We start from the raw sequence: 22,205 nt of genomic DNA on the forward strand, positions 1-22,205 counted from the left end.
CCGGTCCTCCCGGCAAACGAGAAAACTGTCACCCATCTAATCAGTCCATTCTGTTACCTATCTATCCGGTTCGGACAAGCTTCTCTTCTCCCCGTCACTATACGGGGAGAAGGTGCCGGCAGGCGGATGAGGGGCAGCGCGACGTTTGAGATGATCCGCCCATCAGTCGCCCCCGCACCTCCACGCGTTACTGACGATCTGGCGCAATCGCGCTGTGTGTTCGCACAGGGCGATTTGTATGGTCTCAGCAATTAGATCCCAAAGTTGGCGTTGCCCCTCATTGCCCTGCCGGGCATTTCTCCCCGTATAGTGACGGGGAGAAAGACGCTGTCATCGCCGATTTCGCCAATCACCTACGCATTTCGTTTCGAAAGCAACGGATTCTCCATTTTCCTATTGCAGATAAAAAATATCCACGATAAAAGATATCCATGAATTGGAGAGCGCATCATGAAACTGGGCGAGGGCGTTGAGGCAGCCATCCACTGCGCGGCGACGCTTGCCAGTGTGGACGGCAACAGCACCATGCCGGGCGCTGCGCTGGCGGAGTGTTTTGGCTTGTCGCCGAGCTATCTCCTGAAGCATCTCAACCAGCTGACGGCGGCGCGTATTCTGGAATCGGTGCCGGGGCCGGCGGGCGGCTACAGGCTGGCGCGGGCGGCGGAACAGATCACGCTGCTCGATATCGTGCTGGCGGTCGAGGGCCGCGAACCTGCTTTTCGTTGCGGCGAGATCCGCCGCAACGGCCCCGTCAAGATCGATGCTTCCGCCTATGTCAAACCCTGCGGCATCAACGCCGCGATGCTGAAGGCCGAGCGCGCCTATCGGGCGGCGCTCGCCGAAGTGAAGCTGTCCGACATCGTGGCGGAGTACGCGGCCGAAGGCGATCCGCGATCCTATGCCGCGAGCTGCGCTTTCGTCGAGCGTCACCAGCGGCCGCAGAAAACCGCTTCAACCAACCAGAATTAACCCGCCAGACAATGTGAAAGGCAAAGACAATGAAACAGAGACTGCAATTTTTCGCCAAGGCGCCGGCAATCATGAAGGCGGTGTCGGCGCTCAACGAAGCGGTCGAGAAGTGCGGACTTGAGGCAGGCCTGATGCACCTCGTCAAGCTCCGGGCATCGCAAATCAATGGCTGCTCCTATTGCGTCGAGATGCACAGCCGCGAGGCGAGGCGCGACGGCGAAACCGAGACCCGGCTCTATCTTGTCGCCGCCTGGAAGGAGTCGCCGCTGTTTTCCGAACGCGAGCGCGCTGCGCTTGCCTGGACCGAGAAGGTGACGAACATTTCCGACAACGGCGTTCCTGACGATCTCTACGCCAGGACGCTCGAGCATTTCTCCGAGGAAGAACTGGTCAAGCTGACCGTCGTGATCGGCATGATCAACACTTGGAACCGGCTTTGCGTGTCGTTCCACGCCCTTCATCCGATGCCGGCGGCGAAGGCTGCTTGAACGGATGGCGGCGCGCGGATTAAAGACCGCGCGCCTTGTTCACGCCGCGAACCTCAGCCCGCCGTCGCAGGTGAGCACCTGGCCGGTCATGAAGCCGTTGGAGACGAGGAAGGCTATTGCCGCGGCGACATCCTCGGCGCGGCCGATGCGGCCGACCGGTGTCTTGCCGGCGTATTCGGCAAAGACCGCCTGCCGCTGCTCATCGGGCATGAAATCCCACCAGGGCGTGTCGATGACGCCGGGTGCCACGACATTGACGCGCAGCGGCTTCAGCTCGACCGCCAGGATCGGCGCGACGGTCAAGAGCATGCCGTTGATGGCGCCTATGCCGGCGACGCCGGGCGTGGCGAGCTGGGCCGAGACCGCCGAGATGAAGGTGACGGAGCCCGATTTGTTCAGCGTCGGCAAGGCGGCCTGCAGGCAGGACAATTGCGGCCGTATCTTTTCGTCGACGCCGCTGCCGATATCGGCAAGGTCGAGGGCGTGGAACGGGCCAAGGCCCTTGCCGCCGCTCGCCGCCAGAACGAGGTGATCGAACGGGCCGAGGCGCTCGAAGAACAGACGCACCTCATCCGGGTTCGCAGCATCAAAGGCCGCCTTGTCGGCGGCGCCGCCAAGGCTTTTCCAGGCACTGACGAGCTTGTCCTGGTTTCGCCCGGTAATGGTCACCTTCATGCCTGGGCCAAGCAGCTTTCGCGCGGTCGCCAGGCCGATCCCGGACGAGCCGCCGATAATGACTGTGTGTTCGATCCTGTCGGTCATGAATGCTGTTCCTTCGATTGTGAGGAAGCCTGGCCGACAAGGTCGAGGCTCAGGCTTCGCAATTGTTGTCGTGCTGCGGCATTGTAGGCCTGGGCGTCGGCGTGCGATTCCCGCTGACCGTCGAAATAGCGGCCACTGCGGCCTTCGAGCGCGGGCGAGGTGGCGAGATTGACGATGGCGTCGGCGCCGGTCTCGACCGAGTTCCACGGCGTGACGCCCGCCTGCCGAACCATGGTGGTGTCCATATAGCTTGCCGGATGCAGGGCATTGACGGTGACGCCGGTGCCGTCGAGCTGCCCGGCCAGATCGACGGTGAACAGGATCTGCGCCAACTTGCTCTGGCAGTAGGCGCGCACGCCGCTATAGCCTTGGGTCAGCATGACATCGTCGAAGTCGATCGCCTGCTGGCCGGCCGAGGCGACGTTGACGATGCGCGCCGGCGCGCTTGCCTTGAGCAGAGGCAAAAGCTCCGACGTCAGCAGGAAGCCGGCGAGATAATTGACGGCGAAGCGCAGTTCATAGCCGTCGGCGCTGACCTGCCGTTTGGCGCCCTGGCCGCCGGTGCCGACGCCGGCATTGTTGATCAAAACATCGAGCCGGTCGGTGCTTGCGCGTACGGCTTCGGCGAGGCGGCGCACTTCGGCAGGCGAAGCGAGGTCGGCGGCGAGAAATTCTGCCTTGCCGCCCTTTGCCTCGATGGCGGCGACTGTCGCCTTGCCGCGGCCTTGGTCGCGGCCATGCACCAGCACGCGCGCGCCGCCGGCGCCGAGCCTCTCGGCGACCACGCGGCCGACGCCATCGGTCGAGCCGGTGACGAGAATGGTTTTGTCTTTGAGTTCCATGTTCAGAGCCTCCTTGCGCTGCTCTGAACGGAAAGATGGGACAGCGCGCGTGTCGTAAACAGTTCAAACTTTATCCTGGTATCAGTACTGCTATAATATGCAGATGGATGCCATTGCCCATTCCCCCGAAGACCACCGCCGGCGCGAGCTTGGCGCCTTCCTGCGTTCTCGCCGCGAGAGGCTTTCGCCTTCGGACACCGGCATCGCGGCCGGGCAGCGGCGGCGCACGCCGGGACTGAGGCGCGAGGAAGTGGCGATGATCGCCGGCGTCGGCACGACCTGGTACACGTGGCTGGAACAGGGCAGGGACGTGCGGCCTTCGGTCGAGGTGCTGTCGGCGCTCGGCCGGGCGCTGCGGCTCGACGACGCCGAGCAGCGGCATTTGTTCACGCTTGCCGGCCGCCAGCAGCCGGAGCGGCGGCGCATCGTGCAGGCAAAGGTCGAGGGACCTCTGCTGCACATGTTGCAGAGCCTTGTCCTGCAGCCCGCCTATGTCGTCGGCCCGCGCTGGGACGTGCTGGCATGGAATGACGCGGCCGTCGCCATTTTCGGCGACTACGGCCTGTTGGAGGGCGATGCCCGCAACATCATCCACGGCGTTTTCACCGATCCGCACCGGCGGCATCTGCTGGTGGACTGGGAACAACTGGCGCGCGCAACGCTTGCCGCGTTCCGCGCCGAGAGCGCGAAATATACCGGCGATCCGGATTTCGAACGGCTGATCGAACTGATGATGCGCTCAAGTCCGGAGTTTCGCGAGTGGTGGCCGCAGCGCGATGTGGTGCACCGCCTGTCCGGTGTGAAGCATCTGCGGCATCCGGTAGCCGGCGCGATGGCTTTCGAGCATATGAGCCTTTCGATCGATGACGGTTCGGATATGAAGCTGATCGTCTACACGCCGCTTGCCGAGCAGAATTCGGTTGCGAAATTGCGGAAGCTACTCGAGGGGCTTCCGGGCGAACGGCGCATCGCGTGAGGCTGGCCGGCGGCCACCCATCAGCTTCGTCATCCACGGGCGAAGCAAGGAGCGTAGCGACGCAGCGCAGACCCGAGGATCCATTCCGTGACCTTTGCGCGCCGCTACCGCCCAGAATTCTGCTCCGCTGCGCTCCACGGCCAAGGTAACGGAATGGATCCTCGGGTCTGCGCGTCCGCTTCGCTCCCGCTCCGCCCGTGGATGACGAAGCTGGGAGGCTTCGGCCAATCTCCAAGGGCAGTGACAGCCAAACGGCTCGCAAGTTGTTCCAGCCCGTTGGGCTGTTATGACGAACCGCTAACCTTTCGGCTTCAGCCCATCGAGAAACAGCTGCTCGAGGAAACGCGCCGCGTCCTCGAAGCGGCCGTCGCCGCCGCGATCGGCGCCAAGCACGGCGCGGACCTGGACGTCGAAATCGGCATAGTGCTGCGTCGTCGCCCAGATCGAGAAGATCAGGTGCCAGGGGTCGGTGCGGACGATCTTGCCGGCGCGCATCCAGCCCTTGATGACGGCGGCCTTCTCGTCGACAAGCGTCTTTAGCTCGCCCTCCAGCATCGGCTTGATGCGCGGCGCGCCCTGCAGGATCTCGTTGGCGAACAGCCGGCTTTCGCGCGGGAAGTCGCGCGCCATTTCGAGCTTTCTGCGGATGTAGCTTCTGAGCTCCGTCAGCGGATCGCCGATGTCATCCAGCTCGCGCAGCGGCGCCAACCAGGTGTCGAGCAGCCGCTGCATCAACGTCTCGTGAATGTCTTCCTTGCGGCGGAAGTAATAGAGAAGGTTCGGCTTCGACATGCCGGCGGCTTCGGCGATCTGGTCGATGGTCGAGCCGCGAAAACCGTTGGTGGAGAAGACTTCGAGCGCGGCTTCGAGGATGAGCTCGCGCTTTTCCTGCTGGATGCGGGTGCGGCGGGGAGCTGAGCTATCCATCGTCGCCGTCATCCTTGCCGGCCGTCTTGACCCGGACTCTCTGGACCAATTCTCTGGACCAGTTTTTCGTCGGGCTGTGGAGCGCGCTTTTTATGCCGCATTTCCGCTAGTAATCCTTTGACCGCCGACGGGCGGTGCCAACGTTTGTCCAACCGGTCAAAAATTTGCGTAGCACGAAAACGCAGCGAAGACCAAGCGTTGGCCGCATCGAAACAGGTTACAAGGGGAAGTCTTGGTCATGTCCAACCGGCTGAAAGTCACGCCGAACGATCTCAGCGCATTCTGGATGCCGTTCACGGCAAACCGGCAGTTCAAGCAGGCGCCGCGCATGTTCGTGTCCGCCAAGGACATGCACTACACGACCAGCGACGGCCGCAAGGTGCTCGACGGCACCGCCGGCCTGTGGTGCGTGAACGCCGGCCACTGCCGGCCGAAGATCACCGAGGCGATCCAGAACCAGGCGGCCGAGCTCGACTACGCGCCGGCCTTCCAGATGGGCCACCCGATCGTGTTCGAGCTGGCGAACCGCCTGGTCGACCTCGCGCCCAAGGGCATGGACCATGTCTTTTTCACCAATTCCGGTTCGGAATCGGTCGAGACCGCGCTGAAGATGGCGATCGCTTATCACCGTGTCAGGGGCGAGGGCTCGCGCACCCGCCTCATTGGCCGCGAGCGCGGCTATCACGGCGTCAATTTCGGCGGCATCTCGGTCGGCGGCATCGTCACCAATCGCAAGATGTTCGGCACGCTGCTCGGCGGCGTCGACCACCTGCCGCACACGCATCTGCCGGAAAAGAACGCCTTCTCGAAAGGCGTGCCGGAGCATGGCGCGGAACTCGCCAACGAGCTTGAGCGCCTCGTCACGCTGCATGATGCCTCGACGATCGCGGCCGTCATCGTCGAGCCGGTCGCCGGCTCCACCGGCGTCATCCTGCCGCCGAAAGGTTATCTGCAGAAGCTTCGGGAAATCTGCACGAAACACGGTATATTGTTGATTTTCGATGAAGTGATCACCGGTTTCGGCCGCCTCGGCGCGCCGTTCGCGGCGGACTATTTCGGCGTCACGCCGGATATCATGACCACCGCCAAGGGCGTCTCCAACGGCGTCATCCCGATGGGCGCGGTGTTCGTGAAGAAGGAAATCCACGACGCCTTCATGACCGGCCCCGAGCATATGATCGAGTTCTTCCACGGCTACACCTATTCGGGCAATCCGATCGCCTGCGCCGCGGCGCTGGGCACGCTCGATACCTACAAGGAAGAGGGCCTGCTGACGCGCGGCGAGGAGCTGGCGCCTTACTGGGAAGATGCGCTGCATTCGCTGAAGGGCGAGCCGCATGTCATCGACATCCGCAACATCGGCCTGATCGGCGCGATCGAGCTGGCGCCGATTGCCGGCAGCCCGACCAAGCGGGCCTTCTCGGCTTTCGTCAAGGCGTTCGAGCGCGGCGCGCTGATCCGCACCACCGGCGACATCATTGCTCTGTCGCCGCCGCTGATCATCACCAAGGGCCAGATCAACGAACTGATCGACCATGTGCGTGAAGTGCTGAGGTCGATCGACTGATAAGCGGGTCGTGGATATCCTTCCCGTCGAGGGGAGGGTGTCCGTGACGCCGCTGAGTGAGGTCGGCGCCCGACGCGCCGACCTTCGGGACAATGCGATTCAGGCGGGCAGCGCGCCGATGCCTGTCAGGATCACCCGTTTGATGTTTTCCTTGGCTTCCCGCCATTGGCGGTCGGATAGCGACTTGCCGCCGTTGAGCGTCTCGATCTGGTGCCCGAAATCGGCGTAATGCTGGGTCGTGGCCCAGAGCATGTAGAGCAGATGACGCGGGTCCACCGGGTCCATCTTGCCTTCCTCGATCCAGCGCTTGATGATTTCGACACGGCCGTCGGTCCATTCGCGCAACGTCGATTCCATATAGTCCTGAAGCACCGGCGCGCCGTGCATCACTTCGGAGGCCCAGACTTTCGAGCCGTCCGGGTGGCGGCGCGATATCTCCATCTTGGCGTCGATATAGGCGCTGATGCCGTCTATCGGCCCGCGCGCTGCGTCGAAGCAATTGGCCGCCTGCAGCCAGATCTCGAAGATGTTCTGGACGACGGACCGGTAGAGCTCTTCCTTGGTGGCGAAATAATAGTGGAGATTTGCCTTTGGCAGCCCCGCCAAGTCGGCGATCAGTTGCATCGTGGCGCCGCCGAACCCCGCCTCCGCGAACACCTTTTCGGCGGCGAGCAGAATGGCTTTTTCATTCTCCCGCCTTATATCCTGTCGTCGCATGGGACGGGTGGATTCGGTCATGTCTCTCCCAAGATTCTCGTTGACCGCTTGGTCAGGTTGTGTAGTCTGAAAGCTGACCATACGGTCAGGATGCAAACCACTCAAGGGGCGACAAGACCCCTGGTGAAAATGGGAACCGCAAATGGCCGCACCCGGCGAAAATCTGCGAATCAATTCAGACCGCTTGTGGGATTCCATCATGGAGATGGCGAAGATCGGCCCCGGCATTGCCGGCGGCAACAATCGCCAGACCGTGACCGATGAGGACGGCGAAGGTCGCCATCTGTTCAAGCGCTGGTGCGAGGCCGCGGGGCTCGAAATGGGCCTCGACGAGATGGGCACGATGTTTGCCCGCCGCGAAGGCACCGATCCCAGCCTGCCGCCGGTCTATGTCGGCAGCCATCTCGACACGCAGCCGACCGGCGGCAAGTATGACGGCGTGCTCGGCGTGCTGGGCGGGCTCGAAGTCGTGCGCTCGCTCAACGATCTGGGCATCAAGACCAGGCACCCGATCGTCGTCACCAATTGGACCAACGAGGAAGGCGCACGCTTCGCGCCGGCCATGATGGCGTCCGGCGTGTTTGCCGGCGTGCTCGACCAGGCCGACGTCTACCAGCATGTCGACAAGGACGGCAAAAAGTTCGGCGAGGAGCTCGAGCGCATCGGTTGGAAAGGCACCGAGAAGGTTGGCGAGCGCAAGATACACGCCTTCTTCGAATTGCATATCGAGCAGGGGCCGATCCTCGAGGACGAGGGTATCGATATCGGCGTCGTCACCCATGGCCAGGGCCTGAAATGGCTGCAGGTGACGCTGACCGGCAAGGAGGCGCATACCGGCTCGACGCCGATGCCAAAGCGCCGCAATGCCGGGCTCGGCATGGCGCGGGTGATCGAGCTTGTGCACGAGATCGCCATGGACTACCAGCCCGACGCCGTCGGCGCGGTCGGCCATATGCAGGCCTATCCGAACTCGCGCAACATCATCGCCGGCCGCACGGTCTTCACCATCGACATCCGCTCGCCCGAGAAGGAAGTGCTCGACGCCATGGATGGCCGCGTCCGCGAAGGCATCGACACGATCTGCGACGCGCTCGACATCAAGTACGAGATCGAGCAGGTCGGCCATTTCGACCCGGTCACCTTCGACAAGAATTGCGTCAAGGCTGTGCGGGATGCGGCTGATCGCTTGGGCTATTCACACCGCAACATCGTCTCCGGCGCCGGCCACGATGCCTGCTGGATCAACCGCGTCGCGCCGACCGCGATGGTCATGTGCCCCTGCGTCGACGGCCTCAGCCACAACGAGGCCGAGGAAATCACCAGGGAATGGGCGGCGGCGGGTGCCGACGTGCTGTTCCACGCAGTGGTGGAGACGGCGGGGATCGTCGAATGACCGGCTAGACCAACCACCTCGCAACGCCGCTCGCAAAGAAGCGCGAAAGAACAGGGGAACAGATATGACCAAAGTCATCCGCAACGGCACTGTCGTCACCGCCGACCGCACCTGGAAGGCCGACGTGCTGATGCAGCACGGCAAGATCGTCGCCATCGGCTCGAACCTGCATGGGGATCACGAGTTCGACGCCACGGGCTGCTACGTCATGCCGGGCGGCATCGATCCGCATACCCATCTCGAAATGCCTTTCATGGGCACTTATTCGGCCGACGATTTTGAGTCCGGCACGCGTGCGGCTCTCTCGGGCGGCACGACGATGGTGGTCGATTTCTGCCTGCCGGCGCCGCAGCAATCACTGCTCGAAGCCTTGCAGATGTGGGACAACAAGACGTCGAAGGCGTCCTGCGATTATTCCTTCCATATGGCGATCACCTGGTGGGGCAAGCAGGTGTTCGACGAGATGGCTGATGTCGTCGACAGGGGCATCACCTCGTTCAAGCACTTCATGGCCTATAAGGGCGCGCTGATGGTCGACGACGACGAGATGTATTCGTCGTTCCAGCGCTGCGCCGACCTCGGCGCGCTGCCGCTGGTCCATGCCGAGAATGGCGACGTGGTTGCAGCGCTTTCGCAAAAACTTCTTGCCGCCGGCAACAACGGCCCCGAAGGCCATGCCTATTCGCGGCCGCCGGAGGTGGAAGGCGAGGCGACCAACCGAGCCATCATGATCGCCGACATGGCCGGCGTGCCGCTCTATGTCGTGCATGTCTCCTGCGAGCAGAGCCATGAAGCGATCCGCCGCGCCCGCCAGAAGGGCATGCGGGTGTTCGGCGAGCCGCTGATCCAGCATCTGACGCTGGACGAGAGCGAATATTTCAACAAGGACTGGGACCACGCGGCGCGCCGGGTGATGAGCCCGCCCTTCCGCAACAAGCTCCACCAGGATTCGCTTTGGGCCGGCCTGCAGGCCGGATCGCTGCAAGTCGTGGCGACCGACCATTGCGCCTTCACCACCAAGCAGAAGCGCAACGGTATCGGCGATTTCACCAAGATCCCGAACGGCACCGGCGGGCTCGAGGACCGCTTGCCGGTGTTGTGGACAAAGGGTGTCAACACCGGCCGGCTGACGATGAACGAGTTCGTCGCGGTGACTTCGACCAACATCGCCAAGATCCTCAACATGTACCCGAAGAAGGGCGCCATCGTCGAAGGCGCCGACGCCGACATCGTCGTCTGGGATCCGAAGCGCAAGAAGACGATCACTTCGAAGAAGCAGCAATCGGTGATCGACTACAACGTCTTCGAAGGCGTCGAGGTGACCGGCCTGCCGCGCTTCGTCTTCTCGCGCGGCGAATTGTCGATCGAGGAAGCGGACGTCAAGGCCAAGGTCGGCCATGGCGAGTTCGTCGCGCGCGAGCCGAATGCCGCGGTCAACCGGGCGCTGTCGACCTGGAAAGAGATTTCCGCGCCGCGCAAGGTGGAACGCACCGGCATTCCGGCGACGGGGGTCTGAGCGTGCGGGCTCTCCATCTTGCGATCGCGGCAGCAGCGATGCTGGCCGCCGGCCAGGCCCACGCGGCGGGCATCGACCTCAGCAAGCCTTATGGCGACAAATATGGCTGCATCAACAAGAACGGCCAGGAGGTCGCTGCCGACAAGATGTTGCTTTTGACCGACAAGGAGCTGATCACGGCGGCCAGCGCCTGCACCTTCAGCGAAAAGCAGGTGCAGGCGGACGGTTCGCTGGTGGCGACGGCAAAGTGCGAGGCGGAAGGTGAAGAGGGACAATCGCCGACCAAGTTCACCATCAAGCGCAGTACCAAGAATGCGAAGAAGCTGGTGGTGGCCGATGAAGACGGCAATGTGATGGGCGAAGTCGCGCGATGCAAATGACGGCGATCCCGTCAGCGTCAGGCGACCAGCGCATCCAATTCCGGCAGCAGGACGACGCTTTCCTGTTCGTTGGGATCGGTGCGCGCGATGACCGCCGAAGACGGGGCGCCGCTCAGATTGGCCGGCAGATGCGGCACGCCGGCCGGAATGTAGAAGAGGTCGCCTGCCTTGACGACGATGTGATGCTCGAGCCGGTCGCCGTACCAGGTATGGACCTCGCCCGAGAGCACGTAGATTGCCGTCTCATGGTTCTCATGCATGTGCGCCTTGGCGCGGGCGCCGGGCGGCATGGTGAGAAGATGCATGCAAATGCCGGAGGAGCCGACGGTCTCGGCGGCGATGCCGGCGAAATAGCTCAAGCCCTGCTTGCCTTGATAGGTGCTTTCAGGGCGGACAAGATGACATGTGGGTTTAGGCGACATCGGCAAAGCTCCGGGCGTCGATCGGATGGGACAGGACGAGTGGAAAGCAACGCTATCATAAAATCAACCGGATTGCGGACGTCGCGGCAGCGGCTGCGAAAGGCAGGCTGCAGCCAATGACCGAACAGCCGCCAGCCGTCGTCTCGGCAAGCAAGCTCGGCCTCACCTTCCAGACCAATGACGGTCCGGTGCAGGCACTGTCCAATGTCGACCTGAGCATCGGCAAGGGTGAATTCGTTTCCTTCATCGGCCCGTCCGGCTGCGGCAAGACGACCTTGCTGCGCGTCATCGCCGACCTGGAGAAGGTGACCTCCGGGGCGATCTCCGTCAACGGCATGACGCCGGAGCAGGCGCGCGCGAAACGCGCCTATGGCTATGTCTTCCAGGCGGCGGCGCTGTTCCCGTGGCGCACGATCGAGCGCAACGTGGCGTTGCCGCTGGAGGTCATCGGCCTCAGCCAGGCCGAGCAGGCAGAGCGCATCAAGCGCACGATGGAACTCGTCAACCTCTCCGGGTTCGAGAAGAAATATCCCTGGCAGCTCTCGGGCGGCATGCAGCAGCGCGCCTCGATCGCGCGCGCTTTAGCCTTCGATGCCGACCTGCTCTTGATGGATGAGCCGTTCGGCGCGCTGGACGAGATCGTGCGCGACCATCTGAACGAACAGCTGCTGGAATTGTGGGAGCGGACCAACAAGACGATCTGCTTCGTCACCCATTCGATCCCCGAGGCGGTGTATCTGTCGACGCGCATCGTGGTGATGTCGCCGCGTCCTGGCCGCGTCACCGACATCATCGAATCGACGCTGCCGAGGAAGCGGCCGCTCGACATCCGCGAAACGCCGGAATTCCTGGCGATCGCCGCGCGCGTGCGCGACGGCCTGAGGGCTGGGCACAGCTATGATGATTGAGGCCGTGAACCAGCGAGCGGCTTATTGTGACTTCGTCATCCTAGGGCGGAGCGACGCGAAGCGGAGCGCAGACCCTGGGATCCATGCCGTGACCTCGGCCGAAGGGTCAAAACGGCGCAGAATGCCCGCTAAACGCCGCAAGGCGCAGGGAGCCCTGTTTTGCACCGTTGCGGAGCGGAGAAGTAACGGCATGGATCCTAGGGTCTGCGCCGCGTCGCTTCGCTCCTTGCTCCGCCCTAGGATGACGAAGAATGGGATACGTCGCGCTTTGCCGTCGAGAAGACGAGGAGGGCGCCGCTAGATGGACTCCTTCCGTTCCAAACTCGTCCCCGTCACTTCCATCCTCTTGGGCGTGGTGGTGCTCTGGTATGTCTTCGCCGTCATCCTCAACGCGCCGTTCCAGCGCGACCTCGACCGCCGCGCCAACGAAACCCCCGGCACGGTCGAGTTCGTCGGCAAGACGCTGTCGCAGCCGAAGCCGACGCTGCCGGCGCCGCACCAGGTGGCGGTGAATTTCTTCGAAAACACCTTCCTGCGGTCCGTCACCTCGAACCGCAGCCTCGTCTACAACGCCTGGGTGACGCTGTCCTCGACGCTGCTCGGCTTTGCCTTCGGCACCGCGCTAGGCATCGTCATCGCGGTGGGCATCGTGCACGTGGCGACGCTCGACCGCAGCCTGATGCCCTGGATCATCGCCTCGCAGACGATACCGATCCTGGCGGTGGCGCCGATGATCATCGTGGTGCTGGCGGCGATAGGCGTCACCGGCCTGATCCCCAAGGCGCTGATCTCGACCTACCTGTCGTTCTTCCCGGTCGCCGTCGGCATGGTGAAGGGCCTGCGCTCGCCCGAGCTCACGCATCTCGACCTGATGCACACCTACAACGCCAGCGCCTCGCAGACCTTCTGGAAGCTCAGGGTGCCGGCCTCGGTGCCGTTCCTGTTCACCTCGATGAAGGTGGCGGTGGCGGCGAGCCTGGTCGGCGCCATCGTCGGCGAGCTGCCGACAGGCGCGGTCGCCGGTATCGGCGCAAAGCTCCTGGCCGGCGCGTACTACAGCCAGACGATCGAGATCTGGTCGGCGCTGGTCGCGGGTTCGATCGTGGCGGCGCTGCTGGTAATGGTGGTGGGTATTGCCGGACGGGTGGTCGACCGCGCCATGGGCGGGAGGCCGGCATGAACTGGCTGAAACCGTCCTGGCAATCGGTGCTGGCGATTGCGCTTTGCCTCATCGCGTTAGCGCTCGGCGCAATGACGAAGCCGGAAGCAGCCGCGCTGGCGCAGCCGGCCGCAGCTTTGACCTATCCCTATATGGGCGCGAAGGGGCTGATGATCGGGCTGTTGCTCATTGCGGCACTGGTTTCGATCGTAAAGCTGACGCCGGTCGTGGAGGCCATCGTGCTTTTCGTCGGCGCTCATGCCGCCGCCTGGCTCTTGATCAAGGACATCGCCGGCTTCGAGGGCACGGCGCTGGCGCCATATTTCCTGCTGCTTGCCGCGGCCTGGCTGCTTGCCTGGCGCTGCGTCGCCCTGCTGTCGTCGCTGCGCCCCACACAGAGCTGGGCGAAGACGGCGCTGCGCCTGATCATTCCGGCGATCTTCGGCGCCTGGATCCTGATCATCTGGGAAGCAGTGACGCGCGGCGCCGGCATTCCCTTCATCCTTTTGCCACCGCCCAGCGCCATCGGCGTGCGCATCGCCAACTCGCTGCCGATCCTGGGATCGGATGTGCGGCAGACGATCTTCAAGGCGGTGCTGATCGGCTACATCGTCGGCAATCTCGCCGGCTTTGTCGTCGCCATCCTCGCCGACCGCGTGCCGTTCCTGCGGCGCGGGCTGCTGCCGATCGGCAATATGGTTTCGGCGCTGCCGATCATCGGCGTCGCGCCGATCATGGTCATGTGGTTCGGCTTCGACTGGCCGTCCAAGGCCGCGGTCGTCATCATCATGACGTTCTTCCCGATGCTGGTGAACACGGTCGCCGGACTGGCCGCATCCGGGCATATGGAGCGCGACCTGATGCGCACCTATGCGTCGGGATATTGGCCGACACTTTTGAAACTCAGGCTGCCGGCGGCAATGCCGTTCATCTTCAATGCGCTGAAGATCAATTCGACGCTGGCGCTGATCGGCGCCATCGTCGCGGAGTTCTTCGGAACGCCGGTGGTCGGCATGGGATTCCGCATCTCGACGGAAGTCGGGCGGATGAACATCGACATGGTTTGGGCCGAAATCGCAGTTGCAGCACTTGCGGGTTCGGTCTTTTATGGCGTGGTCGCTCTCATCGAGAGAGCCGTCACGTTTTGGCATCCCTCTGTCCGAGGTGGATAGGGGCGGTGGGTTTGGGTACTAACTTCAGAGGGTAATAACATGAAAAGACTGCTGATTTCTGCTCTGGCCGGCGCCATGTCGCTGGCCGCCTTCCAGGCGATGGCCGCCGACAAGGTGACACTGCAATTGAAATGGGTCACGCAGGCCCAGTTCGCCGGCTACTATGTCGCCAAGGCCAAGGGCTTCTATGATGCCGAGGGCCTCGACGTCGACATCAAGCCGGGTGGCCCGGACATCGCGCCCGAGCAGGTGATCGCCGGCGGCGGCGCCGACGTCATCGTCGACTGGATGGGCGGGGCGCTCGCAGCCCGCGACAAGGGCGTGATGCTCGTCAACATCGCCCAGCCGTTCAAGAAGGCCGGCATGGAACTGGTCTGCCCCAAGGACGGCCCGATCAAGACGGAAGCCGACTTCAAGGGCCACACGCTCGGCGTCTGGTTCTTCGGCAATGAGTATCCGTTCTACGCCTGGATGAACAAGATCGGCCTCAAGACCGATGGCGGCCCGGACGGCGTCACCGTGCTCAAGCAGAGCTTCGACGTGCAGCCGCTGATCCAGAAGCAGGCCGACTGCATCTCGGTGATGACCTACAACGAATACGGCCAGGTGCTGGACGCCGGCTACAAGCCGGAAGACCTCACCGTGTTCAACTACTCGGCGATGGGCAACGATCTGTTGGAAGACGGGCTCTACGCGCTCGAGGACAAGCTCAAGGATCCGGCCTTCGAGGACAAGATGGTTCGCTTCGTGCGCGCCTCGATGAAGGGTTGGAAATACGCCACCGAGAACACTGACGAGGCGGCTGGGATCGTCGTGGACGCCGGCGGCCAGGACGAGAACCACCAGAAGTTCATGATGAAGGAAGTCGCCAAGCTGGTCGATAATGCCGACGGCAAGCTGATCCCGGCGGCTTACGAGCGCACCGCCAAGGCTCTGCTCGACCAGAAGATCATCAGCAAGGAGCCGAGCGGCGCCTACACGACCGCGATCACCGACAAGGCGATCAAATAAGGTCGAGCCTCGACGGCTGGTATTAAAAGGGGCGGGCGACCGCCCCTTTTTCGTGCTTGCGGTAAAATATGCGTGTGCCGGGATACATCCTGCGGTTCAGCCGTTGATTAGCGCATCCGCGCGTCGGGGGCCGTGGAGGATGCTGCAATCAACGGAGGTTCTTCATGCGCATCCTATCCGTGCCGATGCTTTCGGCTCTGGCCGTTTCGACCGCTTTCCTCATCGCATCGCCGGCCATGGCCGAGACGATGAAGTTCAAGGCGACGCTCGACGGCAGCCAGCAGAGCCCGCCCGTCACCACCAAGGGCAAGGGAACTGCCACGTTCACGTTCAACACCACCAGCAAGAAGCTCACCTGGAACGTAAAATATTCCGGCCTCAGCGGGCCGGCGGCAGCCGGTCACATCCATGGCCCGGCCGCGATGGGCGCGAACGCGGACCCGGTCATCCCGTTCAAGAAGCTGAAGAGCCCGATCAAGGGATCGGCGACGCTGACCGATGCGCAGGCCACCGACCTCGAGGCCGGCAAATACTACGTCAACATCCACACCAAGGCGAATCCGGACGGCGAGATCCGCGGGCAGATCGAGAAGGCGGCGGCGACGATGTAGCAGGTCTTTCCTGCCGGCGGAACGAGGCGGGCAACCGCCTCTTTCCGTGGATCACGACTTGTCGCGGATCTGTGTCAGCGTGCGGGTCGGCGTGATTGCTTCGGGATCGAGCCTGATCTCGACGATCGCCGGCTTGCCGCTGGCGCGCGCGCGCTCGAAGGCCGGCGCGAAGTCGGCGGTCTTTTCCACCGTTTCGCCATGGCCGCCATAGGCGCGGGCCAGCGCGGCGAAGTCGGGATTTTTCAGATCGGTGGCGACAACGCGGCTCGGATATTCCCGCTCCTGATGCATGCGGATGGTGCCGTAGATGCCGTTGTTGACGACGATCACGATGATCGGCAGATCATATTGGACGGCGGTCGCGAACTCCTGGCCGTTCATCAGGAAGCAGCCATCGCCGGCGAAGGCAACGACAGTGCGATCCGGAAACAGCGCCTTGGCTGCGACCGCGGCCGGCGTGCCGTAGCCCATAGAGCCGGAGGTCGGTGCGCCTTGCGTGGCAAAGCGGCGGAAGCGGTGGAAGCGATGCACCCAGGTGGCGTAGTTGCCCGCGCCGTTGGTGAGGATAGCGTCCTCCGGCAGCGCCTTTTCCAGATAGTTCATGATCGGACCCATCTGGACGACGCCGGGGCCGGTCTCAGGCGGCGTCGACCATTCGAGATAGGCGGCGTGCAGTTTTGCCGTCTCCGCCGCCCAACCTGGCGCGGCTGAACCTTTCCGTCTAGCGAAGGCCCGCACGAAGGCGGCTGGTGAGGCGTTGATCGCCAGTGCCGGCCGGTAGACGCGGCCGAGCTCGCCGGCATCGGCGTGTACATGCACAAGTGCCTGGTCGGGGTAGGGGCTTTTCAACAGCGTGTAGTCGGAGGACGGCATCTCGCCCATTCGCCCGCCGATCAGCAACACGAGATCTGCCTGTTTGATCGCGGCAGCCAGCTTCGGATTGATGCCGATTCCGACATCGCCGGCATAGTTTGGATGCAAATGGTCGAACAGCATCTGGCGGCGGAAGGAGCAGCCGACCGGCAGTGACCACGCCTCGGCGATACGGGTGACTTCTTGAACCGCCTGGAAATCCCAGCGCGTGCCGCCCAGGATCGCAATTGGCCGTTTGGCGGCGTTGAGCAGGGCTTCAAGGCGGTCGAGCTCGGCTTCACCTGGGCTTGTCTCAACCAGCGTGTGAGCCAGCGCCGTTGGCGCCTCGACCTTGCTGGTCAGCATGTCTTCCGGCAGCGAGATGACGACCGGGCCTGGACGCCCGGAGGTCGCGACTGCAAAGGCGCGGGTGACGAATTCCGGGATGCGCGAGGCATCGTCGATCTCGACCACCCATTTGGCGATGTCGCCGAAGAAGCGCTTGTAGTCGACCTCCTGAAAGGCCTCGCGCTCCTTGGCGTGGCTGGCGACCTGGCCGATGAACAGGATCAGCGGCACCGAATCCTGCATGGCGATGTGAATTCCGGCAGAGGCGTTGGTGGCGCCGGGGCCGCGGGTGACGAAGCAGATGCCCGGCTTGCCGGTCAAACGCCCCTGGCAGTCGGCCATCATCGCCGCACCGCCTTCCTGGCGGCAGACGATGGTGCGGATCGAGGAATCATGCAGCGCGTCGAGCACCGCGAGATAGGATTCGCCTGGAACGCAGAAGATGCGGTCGGTGCCGTTTGCTTCGAGCGCCTCGACGATCAGTTGTCCGCCGGTCTTCATTTTGCTGCTCTCTCCAGTTCGGCAAGGATTTCCTCGGTGTGCTCGCCAAGACGCGGCGAGGGACGCTCATAGACGAGCGGCGTGCCCGACATCACCATCGGCGCGCGCACGGAAGGCAGGCGATTGCCATGGCCATCGTCGAGGTCGAGGCGCATGCCGCGGGCGATCGTCTGCGGATCGGCGAACATCTGGCCGATCGTGTTGATGGGGCTCGCCGGCACTCCGGCGGCCTCGAGCTTCGCCAGCAGCGGGTCGCGGTCGAGCGTAGCGAGGGTCTCGACGATCCGTTCGCGCAGCTTCACGCGGTTGGCGACGCGGGCCGGGTTGGTGGCGAAATCCGGATCGGCGGGCAGATCGGTCAGGCCGACCGCGGCGCAGAACTTGCCGAACTGGCCGTCATTGCCGATGGCAAGGATGATATGGCCGTCCCTGACCGGCAGGACCTCGTAAGGGGCGATGTTCATATGCGCGTTGCCCATCTGCACCGGTGACTTGCCGGAGACCAGATAGTTGAGGTTCTGGTTGCCGAGCGCCGAGATCTGGCTGTCGTAGAGCGCCATGTCGATGTGCTGGCCCTCGCCGGTCTTTTCGGCGTGGCGCAGCGCTGCCTGGATGGCGATGACGGAATAGAGGCCCGTGAACAGGTCCGAGATGGCGACGCCGGCCTTCTGCGGCTCGCGGCCCGGCTCGCCGGTGATCGACATCATGCCGGCCATGGCCTGGATGATGAAATCGTAGCCGGCACGTGGCGCATACGGTCCGTCCTGGCCGAAGCCGGTGATCGAGCAATAGACGAGCCGCGGATTGATCGCGCTCAGGCTGTCATAGTCGAGGCCGTATTTCTTCAGGCCGCCGAGCTTGAAGTTCTCGATCAGCACATCGGCGGTGGCGACCAGCTTGCGCAGCGTGTCGGCGCCCTCGGGCCTGGAGAAGTCGACGGCGATCGAGCGCTTGCCGCGGTTGCAGGAATGGTAGTAGGCGGCCGAGAGGTTCTCGCCGTCATGGCTCATGACGAAGGGCGGACCCCATTTGCGGGTGTCGTCGCCGCCATCCGGGCTCTCGACCTTGATGACATCGGCACCGAGATCGGCCAGCAACTGCCCGGCCCAGGGGCCGGCCAGGATGCGGGCCAGCTCGATAACGCGGATGCCTTTCAGCGGGGGGTCGGCCATGGATCACCGTGTTCTAACGAAACGCAGCCTCTAGCAACCTGCACCCGCCGTGTCACGAGCCATACGCTGGGCCAAGCCGGATCAGGGTTTCAGCACGCTGTCGGCCCAGGCGGCGAAGTCGTTCATGACGGTGTCGCGATTGACCTCGTTCAGGCTTTCGTGGCGGGTTTCCGGGTAAACCTTTGAAACCAGATTCGAAAAGCCCATCGCCCGCATGCGCTTTGCCAGGTAATGGATGGCCTTGCCGTAGTCCGACGCGGGGTCCTTCTCGCCACCGATGAGGTTGATGGGAAGGTCGCGGCGCACGTCAGTGAAGCTGGAATCCTTGCCGGCGTGCTGCGCCATGTTGACCACATCGCGCCACATCGAGACCGAGGCATCCCAGCCACAGAGCGGATCGGCGAGGTATTTGTCGACCTCGGCCGGGTCGCGCGACAGCCAGTCGAACAAGGTCCGGTGGTTGGGCACGGCCTTGCCCCATGCCTGGAAGGTGAGTTTGGGCAGAAGGCGCGACGGCACGTCGGAGCCCAGCCGCATCCGCTCCCAGCCGAGGATGAGCAGTGCGAGCTGGCCGAGCAGGCCTTGCGAGAAATTGCCGTTCCAGATGGCGGCGGCATGGACGCGCCCGGAATGGCGCAGGACAAAGTTCAGCGCGATCGAGGCGCCCAGCGAATGTCCGAAAGCGATCACCGGCAGTCCCGGATGCTCGGCCGCGATCAGGTCATGAACGGCGTCGACATCGGTGATCACCTTGGCGATGCCGTCGCTGTCGGCGAATTTACCGAGCGGCGCGTCGGCTGCCATCGTCGCGCCATGGCCGCGATGGTCATGGGCATAGACGTGGAATCCGCGCCCGCTCAGGAAATCGGCAAAGCGGGCGTAGCGCGCCGCATGCTCGGCCAGGCCGTGGTTGATCTGGACCACGGCGCTCGGATTTCCCGCGGCTTCCTTCACATAAAGGTTGAGCTCGGCCCCGGTCGGTGAGGCCAGGCTGGTCTTTCTGTCGAATGGCATGTCTCGCTCCCTACGCGACTGATGGGCGAGGGTTTCGGCGGCGTCAAGAGAGCACTGAATTGACAGCATGCTGTCAATCAGTTATATGACAGTATGCTGTCAATTTGGAATCTTGGAGAAAAGCTATGAAGACGTCGTCCATCGATGGCCCGCAGGGCCGGCTTGCGATCTACAGGCTGTGCGGAGGCGACGCGTTGCCGATCCTATTCCTGCACGGCGATTGCAGCCGTGCATCGGCGTGGCAGCAGGTGATGCAAGCCACGGCCGATGGCCGGCAGGCAGTTGCTTTCGACTCTCGCGGTCACGGCGCCTCGGCGCCAGCCCGGGATGGAGACTATGGCTATGACGGGCGTGCCGCCGACGTCGAAGCGGTCACCGATGCGCTCAGCGTAAAAAGGTTTCTCATTGTTGCCCATAGCGGCGCGGCGGGCACGTCGCTCGCCTACGCCGCCAGCCATGCGGGCCGTGTCGCCGGCATCCTGCTGGTTGATCCGGCGACCGATCCGCGTGCTTTGCCTAAGGATGTCCGCGAGGGGTTCATCCGTGATCTGGCCGGCCCCAAAGCATCAGATGTGTTGAAGGCGTACTACACGTCGATTGCCGGCTCCAATCCTGCCGTCCGCGAGCGCGTCCTCGCTGATGCGTCGGTCGTCGATCCGGCGGCGGTGGCGGGTGTCGGCAAGGCATTGGCCGAATGGAACCCGGAACCCGCGCTCGATGCCTATCAAGGGCCGATGCTGGTGCTGCCGACCGGGTCCAACAACAATCCGTCCGCGCTTTATCACCTGCGTGCCGGTATTCCGCATCAAGTCGTGGCAGGCGCCGGCCATTGGGTCATGCTTGACAAGCCCGAGGTGGTGGCGGAAGCCGTCAACACATTCATCGCGACGATCGAGACGGGCCACGAATGACGACGAGGACCGAAGCCGCGGACACGCTTACCGAGCTCGTGCTTGCGGTGTTCAGGCTGAATGGCCGCTTCCTCGAAGCTGCCGATCGGCTGGCTGCCCCGGCGGGACTGACCGCGGCGCGCTGGCAGGTGCTGGGGGCCGTTCTTGGAGAACCGAAATCCGTCGCGGAGATCGGACGCGACATGGGTCTTGCTCGCCAGAGCGTGCAGCGCCTCGCCGACATACTGGCCGAGGAGGGGCTTGCCGCCTATGCCGACAATCCGGCGCATCGCCGCGCCAAGCTTTTGTCGGCAACCAACGCCGGCTGGACGGCAATCCGCCACATCGCCACCCGCCAACATGAATGGGCGAACTCCGTATCCGAGGGCCTCGACCCTCAGGAGCTCAAGGCTGCGCTGGCGCTGTTGCGGGTGCTGGCGCTGCGGGTGGAGCAGGCTGAGAGCTGACAAACGTCCAGGTCAAAGCCTTCATCTGGGGATTATTTTCGCGTGACGAAAAAGATCGCAATTCTGACACGCCGGCTGTTCTAGTGTGCCGAAACCAATACGGTTCAATAATTGCCGGGAGAGCAGGATGCGGGTTTGGGCATTGTGGGGTTCGATGTTGCTGGCTCTGGCCAGCGCCGGCGCGGCTCATGCCGACGTGAAGATGAGCGGCACTTTCGTTGCCGACGGCGCCTGTCCCGCGACGCAAGCCATCAAGAGCGGCAAGAACCCCGGCAACATCTCGACCGAAGCCGGGCAGAGCTATGAGCTTCTCGCCGGCAACAAGGATGAGCCCACCCATTATCTCATCCAGGTGCCGGGTGCCGATCCTGAACGGCGCTGGGTGAAGATCGGCTGCGGCCATGTCACGGGCGGCAGCGCGGCGACGACTCCGGCGCCGGCCAGCGAGACCAAGCCGTCGTCGTCGGCCTCTGGAAAACCCGAATATGTCTTTGCGCTGAGCTGGCAGCCCGCTTTCTGCGAGACCAAGGCAAGCAAGCCCGAATGCAAGGCACAGAACCCGAGCGAGTTCGATGCTTCGCACTTTACGCTGCACGGGCTGTGGCCGCAGCCGAACGGCAATTTCTATTGCCAGGTGCCGGCGGGCGACAAGGCCAATGACAATCCGGCGCATTGGGGAGATCTGCCGCCGGTCGATCTCGACGCCAAGACGCGCGCCGAGCTCGACCAGGTGATGCCGGGCACCGCCTCCAAGCTGGAGCGCCACGAATGGATCAAGCACGGCACCTGCTACGGCAAGAGCCAGCAGGAGTATTTCTCCGACGCGCTCAATTTGATGCGCGCGGTGAACGCCTCGGCGGTGCGCGATCTCTTCAACAAGAACATCGGCAAGCAACTGACCTCGGACGAGATCCGCGGCGCCTTCAACCAGGCCTTCGGCGCCGGCGCCGGGGACCGCGTGCGTGTCTCCTGCCTGATCGATCCGTCGAGCGGCAGGCGCCTGATCGGCGAGATCACGCTTGGCCTGTCAGGTCCGATCGGCCCGGACAGCAAGCTCGCCGATCTCCTGATGGCGTCGGCGCCGACAGGCAAGGCCGGTTGCCCGAAGGGCACGGTCGACGCGATAGGATTCCAGTAGGGC

23 protein-coding genes are annotated in these 22,205 nt (G+C 63.6%); 15 read left to right on the plus strand and 8 right to left on the minus strand.

All coding sequences use genetic code 11. The features are described from left to right. Nucleotides 1-450: 450 nt before the first annotated feature. Complete coding sequence (locus AC0L2L_RS29815; RefSeq protein ID WP_473583446.1) at nt 451-969, plus strand: RrF2 family transcriptional regulator; 519 nt, start codon at nt 451-453, stop codon at nt 967-969. 29 nt (nt 970-998) lie between these two features. Beyond that, on the plus strand, nt 999-1,457 hold the full coding sequence (locus AC0L2L_RS29820) for a carboxymuconolactone decarboxylase family protein (RefSeq protein WP_473583447.1): 459 nt from the start codon (nt 999-1,001) through the stop codon (nt 1,455-1,457). 39 nt (nt 1,458-1,496) lie between these two features. On the opposite strand, the gene AC0L2L_RS29825 is transcribed toward AC0L2L_RS29820, so the two are convergent. Next, entirely contained in the window at nt 1,497-2,219 is a 723-nt protein-coding gene (locus tag AC0L2L_RS29825) for an SDR family oxidoreductase (protein WP_473583448.1), read from the minus strand. Beyond that, complete coding sequence (locus AC0L2L_RS29830; protein WP_473583449.1) at nt 2,216-3,061, minus strand: SDR family NAD(P)-dependent oxidoreductase; 846 nt, start codon at nt 3,059-3,061, stop codon at nt 2,216-2,218. Before AC0L2L_RS29830 ends, AC0L2L_RS29825 begins: the two co-directional genes overlap by 4 nt. 103 nt (nt 3,062-3,164) lie before the next feature. On the opposite strand from AC0L2L_RS29830, the gene AC0L2L_RS29835 reads away from it, so the two are divergent. After that, nucleotides 3,165-4,037: a helix-turn-helix transcriptional regulator gene (locus AC0L2L_RS29835; protein ID WP_473583450.1), complete on the plus strand. Its 873-nt coding sequence runs from the start codon at nt 3,165-3,167 to the stop codon at nt 4,035-4,037. A gap of 297 nt (nt 4,038-4,334) precedes the next feature. On the opposite strand, the gene AC0L2L_RS29840 is transcribed toward AC0L2L_RS29835, so the two are convergent. Beyond that, nucleotides 4,335-4,964, minus strand: a complete 630-nt coding sequence (locus AC0L2L_RS29840) for a TetR family transcriptional regulator C-terminal domain-containing protein (protein ID WP_473583451.1) — start codon at nt 4,962-4,964, stop codon at nt 4,335-4,337. 238 nt (nt 4,965-5,202) lie between these two features. Between AC0L2L_RS29840 and aptA the strand changes: the two genes are divergently transcribed. Next, on the plus strand, nt 5,203-6,531 hold the full coding sequence (aptA, locus tag AC0L2L_RS29845; RefSeq protein ID WP_473583452.1) for an omega-aminotransferase AptA: 1,329 nt from the start codon (nt 5,203-5,205) through the stop codon (nt 6,529-6,531). 99 nt (nt 6,532-6,630) lie between these two features. Here the strand turns inward: aptA and AC0L2L_RS29850 are convergent, their stop codons facing one another. Then, a complete protein-coding gene (locus tag AC0L2L_RS29850; RefSeq protein ID WP_473583453.1) occupies nt 6,631-7,269 on the minus strand; it encodes a TetR family transcriptional regulator C-terminal domain-containing protein in 639 nt (212 codons plus the stop codon). A gap of 121 nt (nt 7,270-7,390) precedes the next feature. On the opposite strand from AC0L2L_RS29850, the gene AC0L2L_RS29855 reads away from it, so the two are divergent. From AC0L2L_RS29855 to AC0L2L_RS29865, 3 genes are all read left to right on the plus strand, one after another. Next, nucleotides 7,391-8,641 (plus strand): Zn-dependent hydrolase, encoded by a 1,251-nt coding sequence (locus AC0L2L_RS29855; protein ID WP_473583454.1) that lies wholly within the window; start codon nt 7,391-7,393, stop codon nt 8,639-8,641. Nucleotides 8,642-8,705: 64 nt separating this feature from the next. Further along, the gene (gene hydA, locus AC0L2L_RS29860; RefSeq protein WP_473583455.1) at nt 8,706-10,157 is read left to right on the plus strand and encodes a dihydropyrimidinase; all 1,452 of its coding nucleotides are present in this window, start codon (nt 8,706-8,708) and stop codon (nt 10,155-10,157) included. 38 nt (nt 10,158-10,195) lie between these two features. Continuing rightward, complete coding sequence (locus AC0L2L_RS29865) at nt 10,196-10,537, plus strand: hypothetical protein (protein WP_473583456.1); 342 nt, start codon at nt 10,196-10,198, stop codon at nt 10,535-10,537. 17 nt (nt 10,538-10,554) lie between these two features. Here AC0L2L_RS29865 and AC0L2L_RS29870 read toward each other — a convergent pair whose 3' ends face one another. Further along, nucleotides 10,555-10,959, minus strand: coding sequence for a cupin domain-containing protein (locus AC0L2L_RS29870; protein ID WP_036259447.1), 405 nt, complete (start codon nt 10,957-10,959; stop codon nt 10,555-10,557). Between the two features lie 116 nt (nt 10,960-11,075). Here AC0L2L_RS29870 and AC0L2L_RS29875 point away from each other — a divergent pair, with 116 nt between their 5' ends. From AC0L2L_RS29875 to AC0L2L_RS29895, 5 genes are all read left to right on the plus strand, one after another. Then, nucleotides 11,076-11,867, plus strand: a complete 792-nt coding sequence (locus AC0L2L_RS29875; RefSeq protein WP_473583457.1) for an ABC transporter ATP-binding protein — start codon at nt 11,076-11,078, stop codon at nt 11,865-11,867. Nucleotides 11,868-12,168: 301 nt separating this feature from the next. Continuing rightward, entirely contained in the window at nt 12,169-13,047 is an 879-nt protein-coding gene (locus AC0L2L_RS29880) for an ABC transporter permease (protein ID WP_473583458.1), read from the plus strand. Beyond that, entirely contained in the window at nt 13,044-14,198 is a 1,155-nt protein-coding gene (locus tag AC0L2L_RS29885) for an ABC transporter permease (RefSeq protein ID WP_473583459.1), read from the plus strand. The genes AC0L2L_RS29880 and AC0L2L_RS29885 overlap by 4 nt, the downstream gene beginning before the upstream one ends. Nucleotides 14,199-14,237: 39 nt before the next feature. Then, nucleotides 14,238-15,209 carry an ABC transporter substrate-binding protein gene (locus AC0L2L_RS29890; RefSeq protein WP_473583460.1) on the plus strand — a complete coding sequence of 324 codons (972 nt, stop codon included), beginning with the start codon at nt 14,238-14,240 and terminating at the stop codon, nt 15,207-15,209. A gap of 164 nt (nt 15,210-15,373) precedes the next feature. Next, entirely contained in the window at nt 15,374-15,820 is a 447-nt protein-coding gene (locus tag AC0L2L_RS29895; RefSeq protein WP_027168671.1) for a CHRD domain-containing protein, read from the plus strand. A 51-nt stretch (nt 15,821-15,871) separates the two neighbouring features. On the opposite strand, the gene AC0L2L_RS29900 is transcribed toward AC0L2L_RS29895, so the two are convergent. The 3 genes from AC0L2L_RS29900 to AC0L2L_RS29910 form a co-directional block, all read right to left on the minus strand. After that, nucleotides 15,872-17,521 (minus strand): thiamine pyrophosphate-binding protein, encoded by a 1,650-nt coding sequence (locus tag AC0L2L_RS29900; protein WP_473583461.1) that lies wholly within the window; start codon nt 17,519-17,521, stop codon nt 15,872-15,874. Further along, nucleotides 17,518-18,693 (minus strand): CaiB/BaiF CoA transferase family protein, encoded by a 1,176-nt coding sequence (locus tag AC0L2L_RS29905; RefSeq protein WP_473583462.1) that lies wholly within the window; start codon nt 18,691-18,693, stop codon nt 17,518-17,520. The genes AC0L2L_RS29900 and AC0L2L_RS29905 overlap by 4 nt, the downstream gene beginning before the upstream one ends. Nucleotides 18,694-18,774: 81 nt before the next feature. Continuing rightward, nucleotides 18,775-19,707: an alpha/beta fold hydrolase gene (locus AC0L2L_RS29910; RefSeq protein WP_473583463.1), complete on the minus strand. Its 933-nt coding sequence runs from the start codon at nt 19,705-19,707 to the stop codon at nt 18,775-18,777. Nucleotides 19,708-19,832: 125 nt separating this feature from the next. Here AC0L2L_RS29910 and AC0L2L_RS29915 point away from each other — a divergent pair, with 125 nt between their 5' ends. The 3 genes from AC0L2L_RS29915 to AC0L2L_RS29925 all read left to right on the plus strand — a co-directional run bounded on the left by AC0L2L_RS29915 (nt 19,833) and on the right by AC0L2L_RS29925 (nt 22,202). Beyond that, on the plus strand, nt 19,833-20,618 hold the full coding sequence (locus AC0L2L_RS29915) for an alpha/beta fold hydrolase (RefSeq protein WP_473583464.1): 786 nt from the start codon (nt 19,833-19,835) through the stop codon (nt 20,616-20,618). Next, nucleotides 20,615-21,064, plus strand: a complete 450-nt coding sequence (locus AC0L2L_RS29920; protein ID WP_473583465.1) for a MarR family winged helix-turn-helix transcriptional regulator — start codon at nt 20,615-20,617, stop codon at nt 21,062-21,064. The genes AC0L2L_RS29915 and AC0L2L_RS29920 overlap by 4 nt, the downstream gene beginning before the upstream one ends. 127 nt (nt 21,065-21,191) lie before the next feature. After that, the gene (locus tag AC0L2L_RS29925) at nt 21,192-22,202 is read left to right on the plus strand and encodes a ribonuclease T2 family protein (protein ID WP_473583466.1); all 1,011 of its coding nucleotides are present in this window, start codon (nt 21,192-21,194) and stop codon (nt 22,200-22,202) included. Nucleotides 22,203-22,205 lie beyond the last annotated feature (3 nt).

The sequence above is a fragment of the Mesorhizobium sp. WSM4832 genome, from assembly GCF_055811115.1.

Excerpts from the sequence above, each read along its gene's own strand:
- AC0L2L_RS29815 (WP_473583446.1), top strand. The coding sequence starts at position 451 with ATGAAACTGGGCGAGGGCGTTGAGGCAGCCATCCACTGCGCGGCGACG.
- AC0L2L_RS29820 (WP_473583447.1), top strand. The coding sequence starts at position 999 with ATGAAACAGAGACTGCAATTTTTCGCCAAGGCGCCGGCAATCATGAAG.
- AC0L2L_RS29825 (WP_473583448.1), bottom strand. The coding sequence starts at position 2,219 with ATGACCGACAGGATCGAACACACAGTCATTATCGGCGGCTCGTCCGGG.
- AC0L2L_RS29830 (WP_473583449.1), bottom strand. The coding sequence starts at position 3,061 with ATGGAACTCAAAGACAAAACCATTCTCGTCACCGGCTCGACCGATGGC.
- AC0L2L_RS29835 (WP_473583450.1), top strand. The coding sequence starts at position 3,165 with ATGGATGCCATTGCCCATTCCCCCGAAGACCACCGCCGGCGCGAGCTT.
- AC0L2L_RS29840 (WP_473583451.1), bottom strand. The coding sequence starts at position 4,964 with ATGGATAGCTCAGCTCCCCGCCGCACCCGCATCCAGCAGGAAAAGCGC.
- aptA (WP_473583452.1), top strand. The coding sequence starts at position 5,203 with ATGTCCAACCGGCTGAAAGTCACGCCGAACGATCTCAGCGCATTCTGG.
- AC0L2L_RS29850 (WP_473583453.1), bottom strand. The coding sequence starts at position 7,269 with ATGACCGAATCCACCCGTCCCATGCGACGACAGGATATAAGGCGGGAG.
- AC0L2L_RS29855 (WP_473583454.1), top strand. The coding sequence starts at position 7,391 with ATGGCCGCACCCGGCGAAAATCTGCGAATCAATTCAGACCGCTTGTGG.
- hydA (WP_473583455.1), top strand. The coding sequence starts at position 8,706 with ATGACCAAAGTCATCCGCAACGGCACTGTCGTCACCGCCGACCGCACC.
- AC0L2L_RS29865 (WP_473583456.1), top strand. The coding sequence starts at position 10,196 with ATGCTGGCCGCCGGCCAGGCCCACGCGGCGGGCATCGACCTCAGCAAG.
- AC0L2L_RS29870 (WP_036259447.1), bottom strand. The coding sequence starts at position 10,959 with ATGTCGCCTAAACCCACATGTCATCTTGTCCGCCCTGAAAGCACCTAT.
- AC0L2L_RS29875 (WP_473583457.1), top strand. The coding sequence starts at position 11,076 with ATGACCGAACAGCCGCCAGCCGTCGTCTCGGCAAGCAAGCTCGGCCTC.
- AC0L2L_RS29880 (WP_473583458.1), top strand. The coding sequence starts at position 12,169 with ATGGACTCCTTCCGTTCCAAACTCGTCCCCGTCACTTCCATCCTCTTG.
- AC0L2L_RS29885 (WP_473583459.1), top strand. The coding sequence starts at position 13,044 with ATGAACTGGCTGAAACCGTCCTGGCAATCGGTGCTGGCGATTGCGCTT.
- AC0L2L_RS29890 (WP_473583460.1), top strand. The coding sequence starts at position 14,238 with ATGAAAAGACTGCTGATTTCTGCTCTGGCCGGCGCCATGTCGCTGGCC.
- AC0L2L_RS29895 (WP_027168671.1), top strand. The coding sequence starts at position 15,374 with ATGCGCATCCTATCCGTGCCGATGCTTTCGGCTCTGGCCGTTTCGACC.
- AC0L2L_RS29900 (WP_473583461.1), bottom strand. The coding sequence starts at position 17,521 with ATGAAGACCGGCGGACAACTGATCGTCGAGGCGCTCGAAGCAAACGGC.
- AC0L2L_RS29905 (WP_473583462.1), bottom strand. The coding sequence starts at position 18,693 with ATGGCCGACCCCCCGCTGAAAGGCATCCGCGTTATCGAGCTGGCCCGC.
- AC0L2L_RS29910 (WP_473583463.1), bottom strand. The coding sequence starts at position 19,707 with ATGCCATTCGACAGAAAGACCAGCCTGGCCTCACCGACCGGGGCCGAG.
- AC0L2L_RS29915 (WP_473583464.1), top strand. The coding sequence starts at position 19,833 with ATGAAGACGTCGTCCATCGATGGCCCGCAGGGCCGGCTTGCGATCTAC.
- AC0L2L_RS29920 (WP_473583465.1), top strand. The coding sequence starts at position 20,615 with ATGACGACGAGGACCGAAGCCGCGGACACGCTTACCGAGCTCGTGCTT.
- AC0L2L_RS29925 (WP_473583466.1), top strand. The coding sequence starts at position 21,192 with ATGCGGGTTTGGGCATTGTGGGGTTCGATGTTGCTGGCTCTGGCCAGC.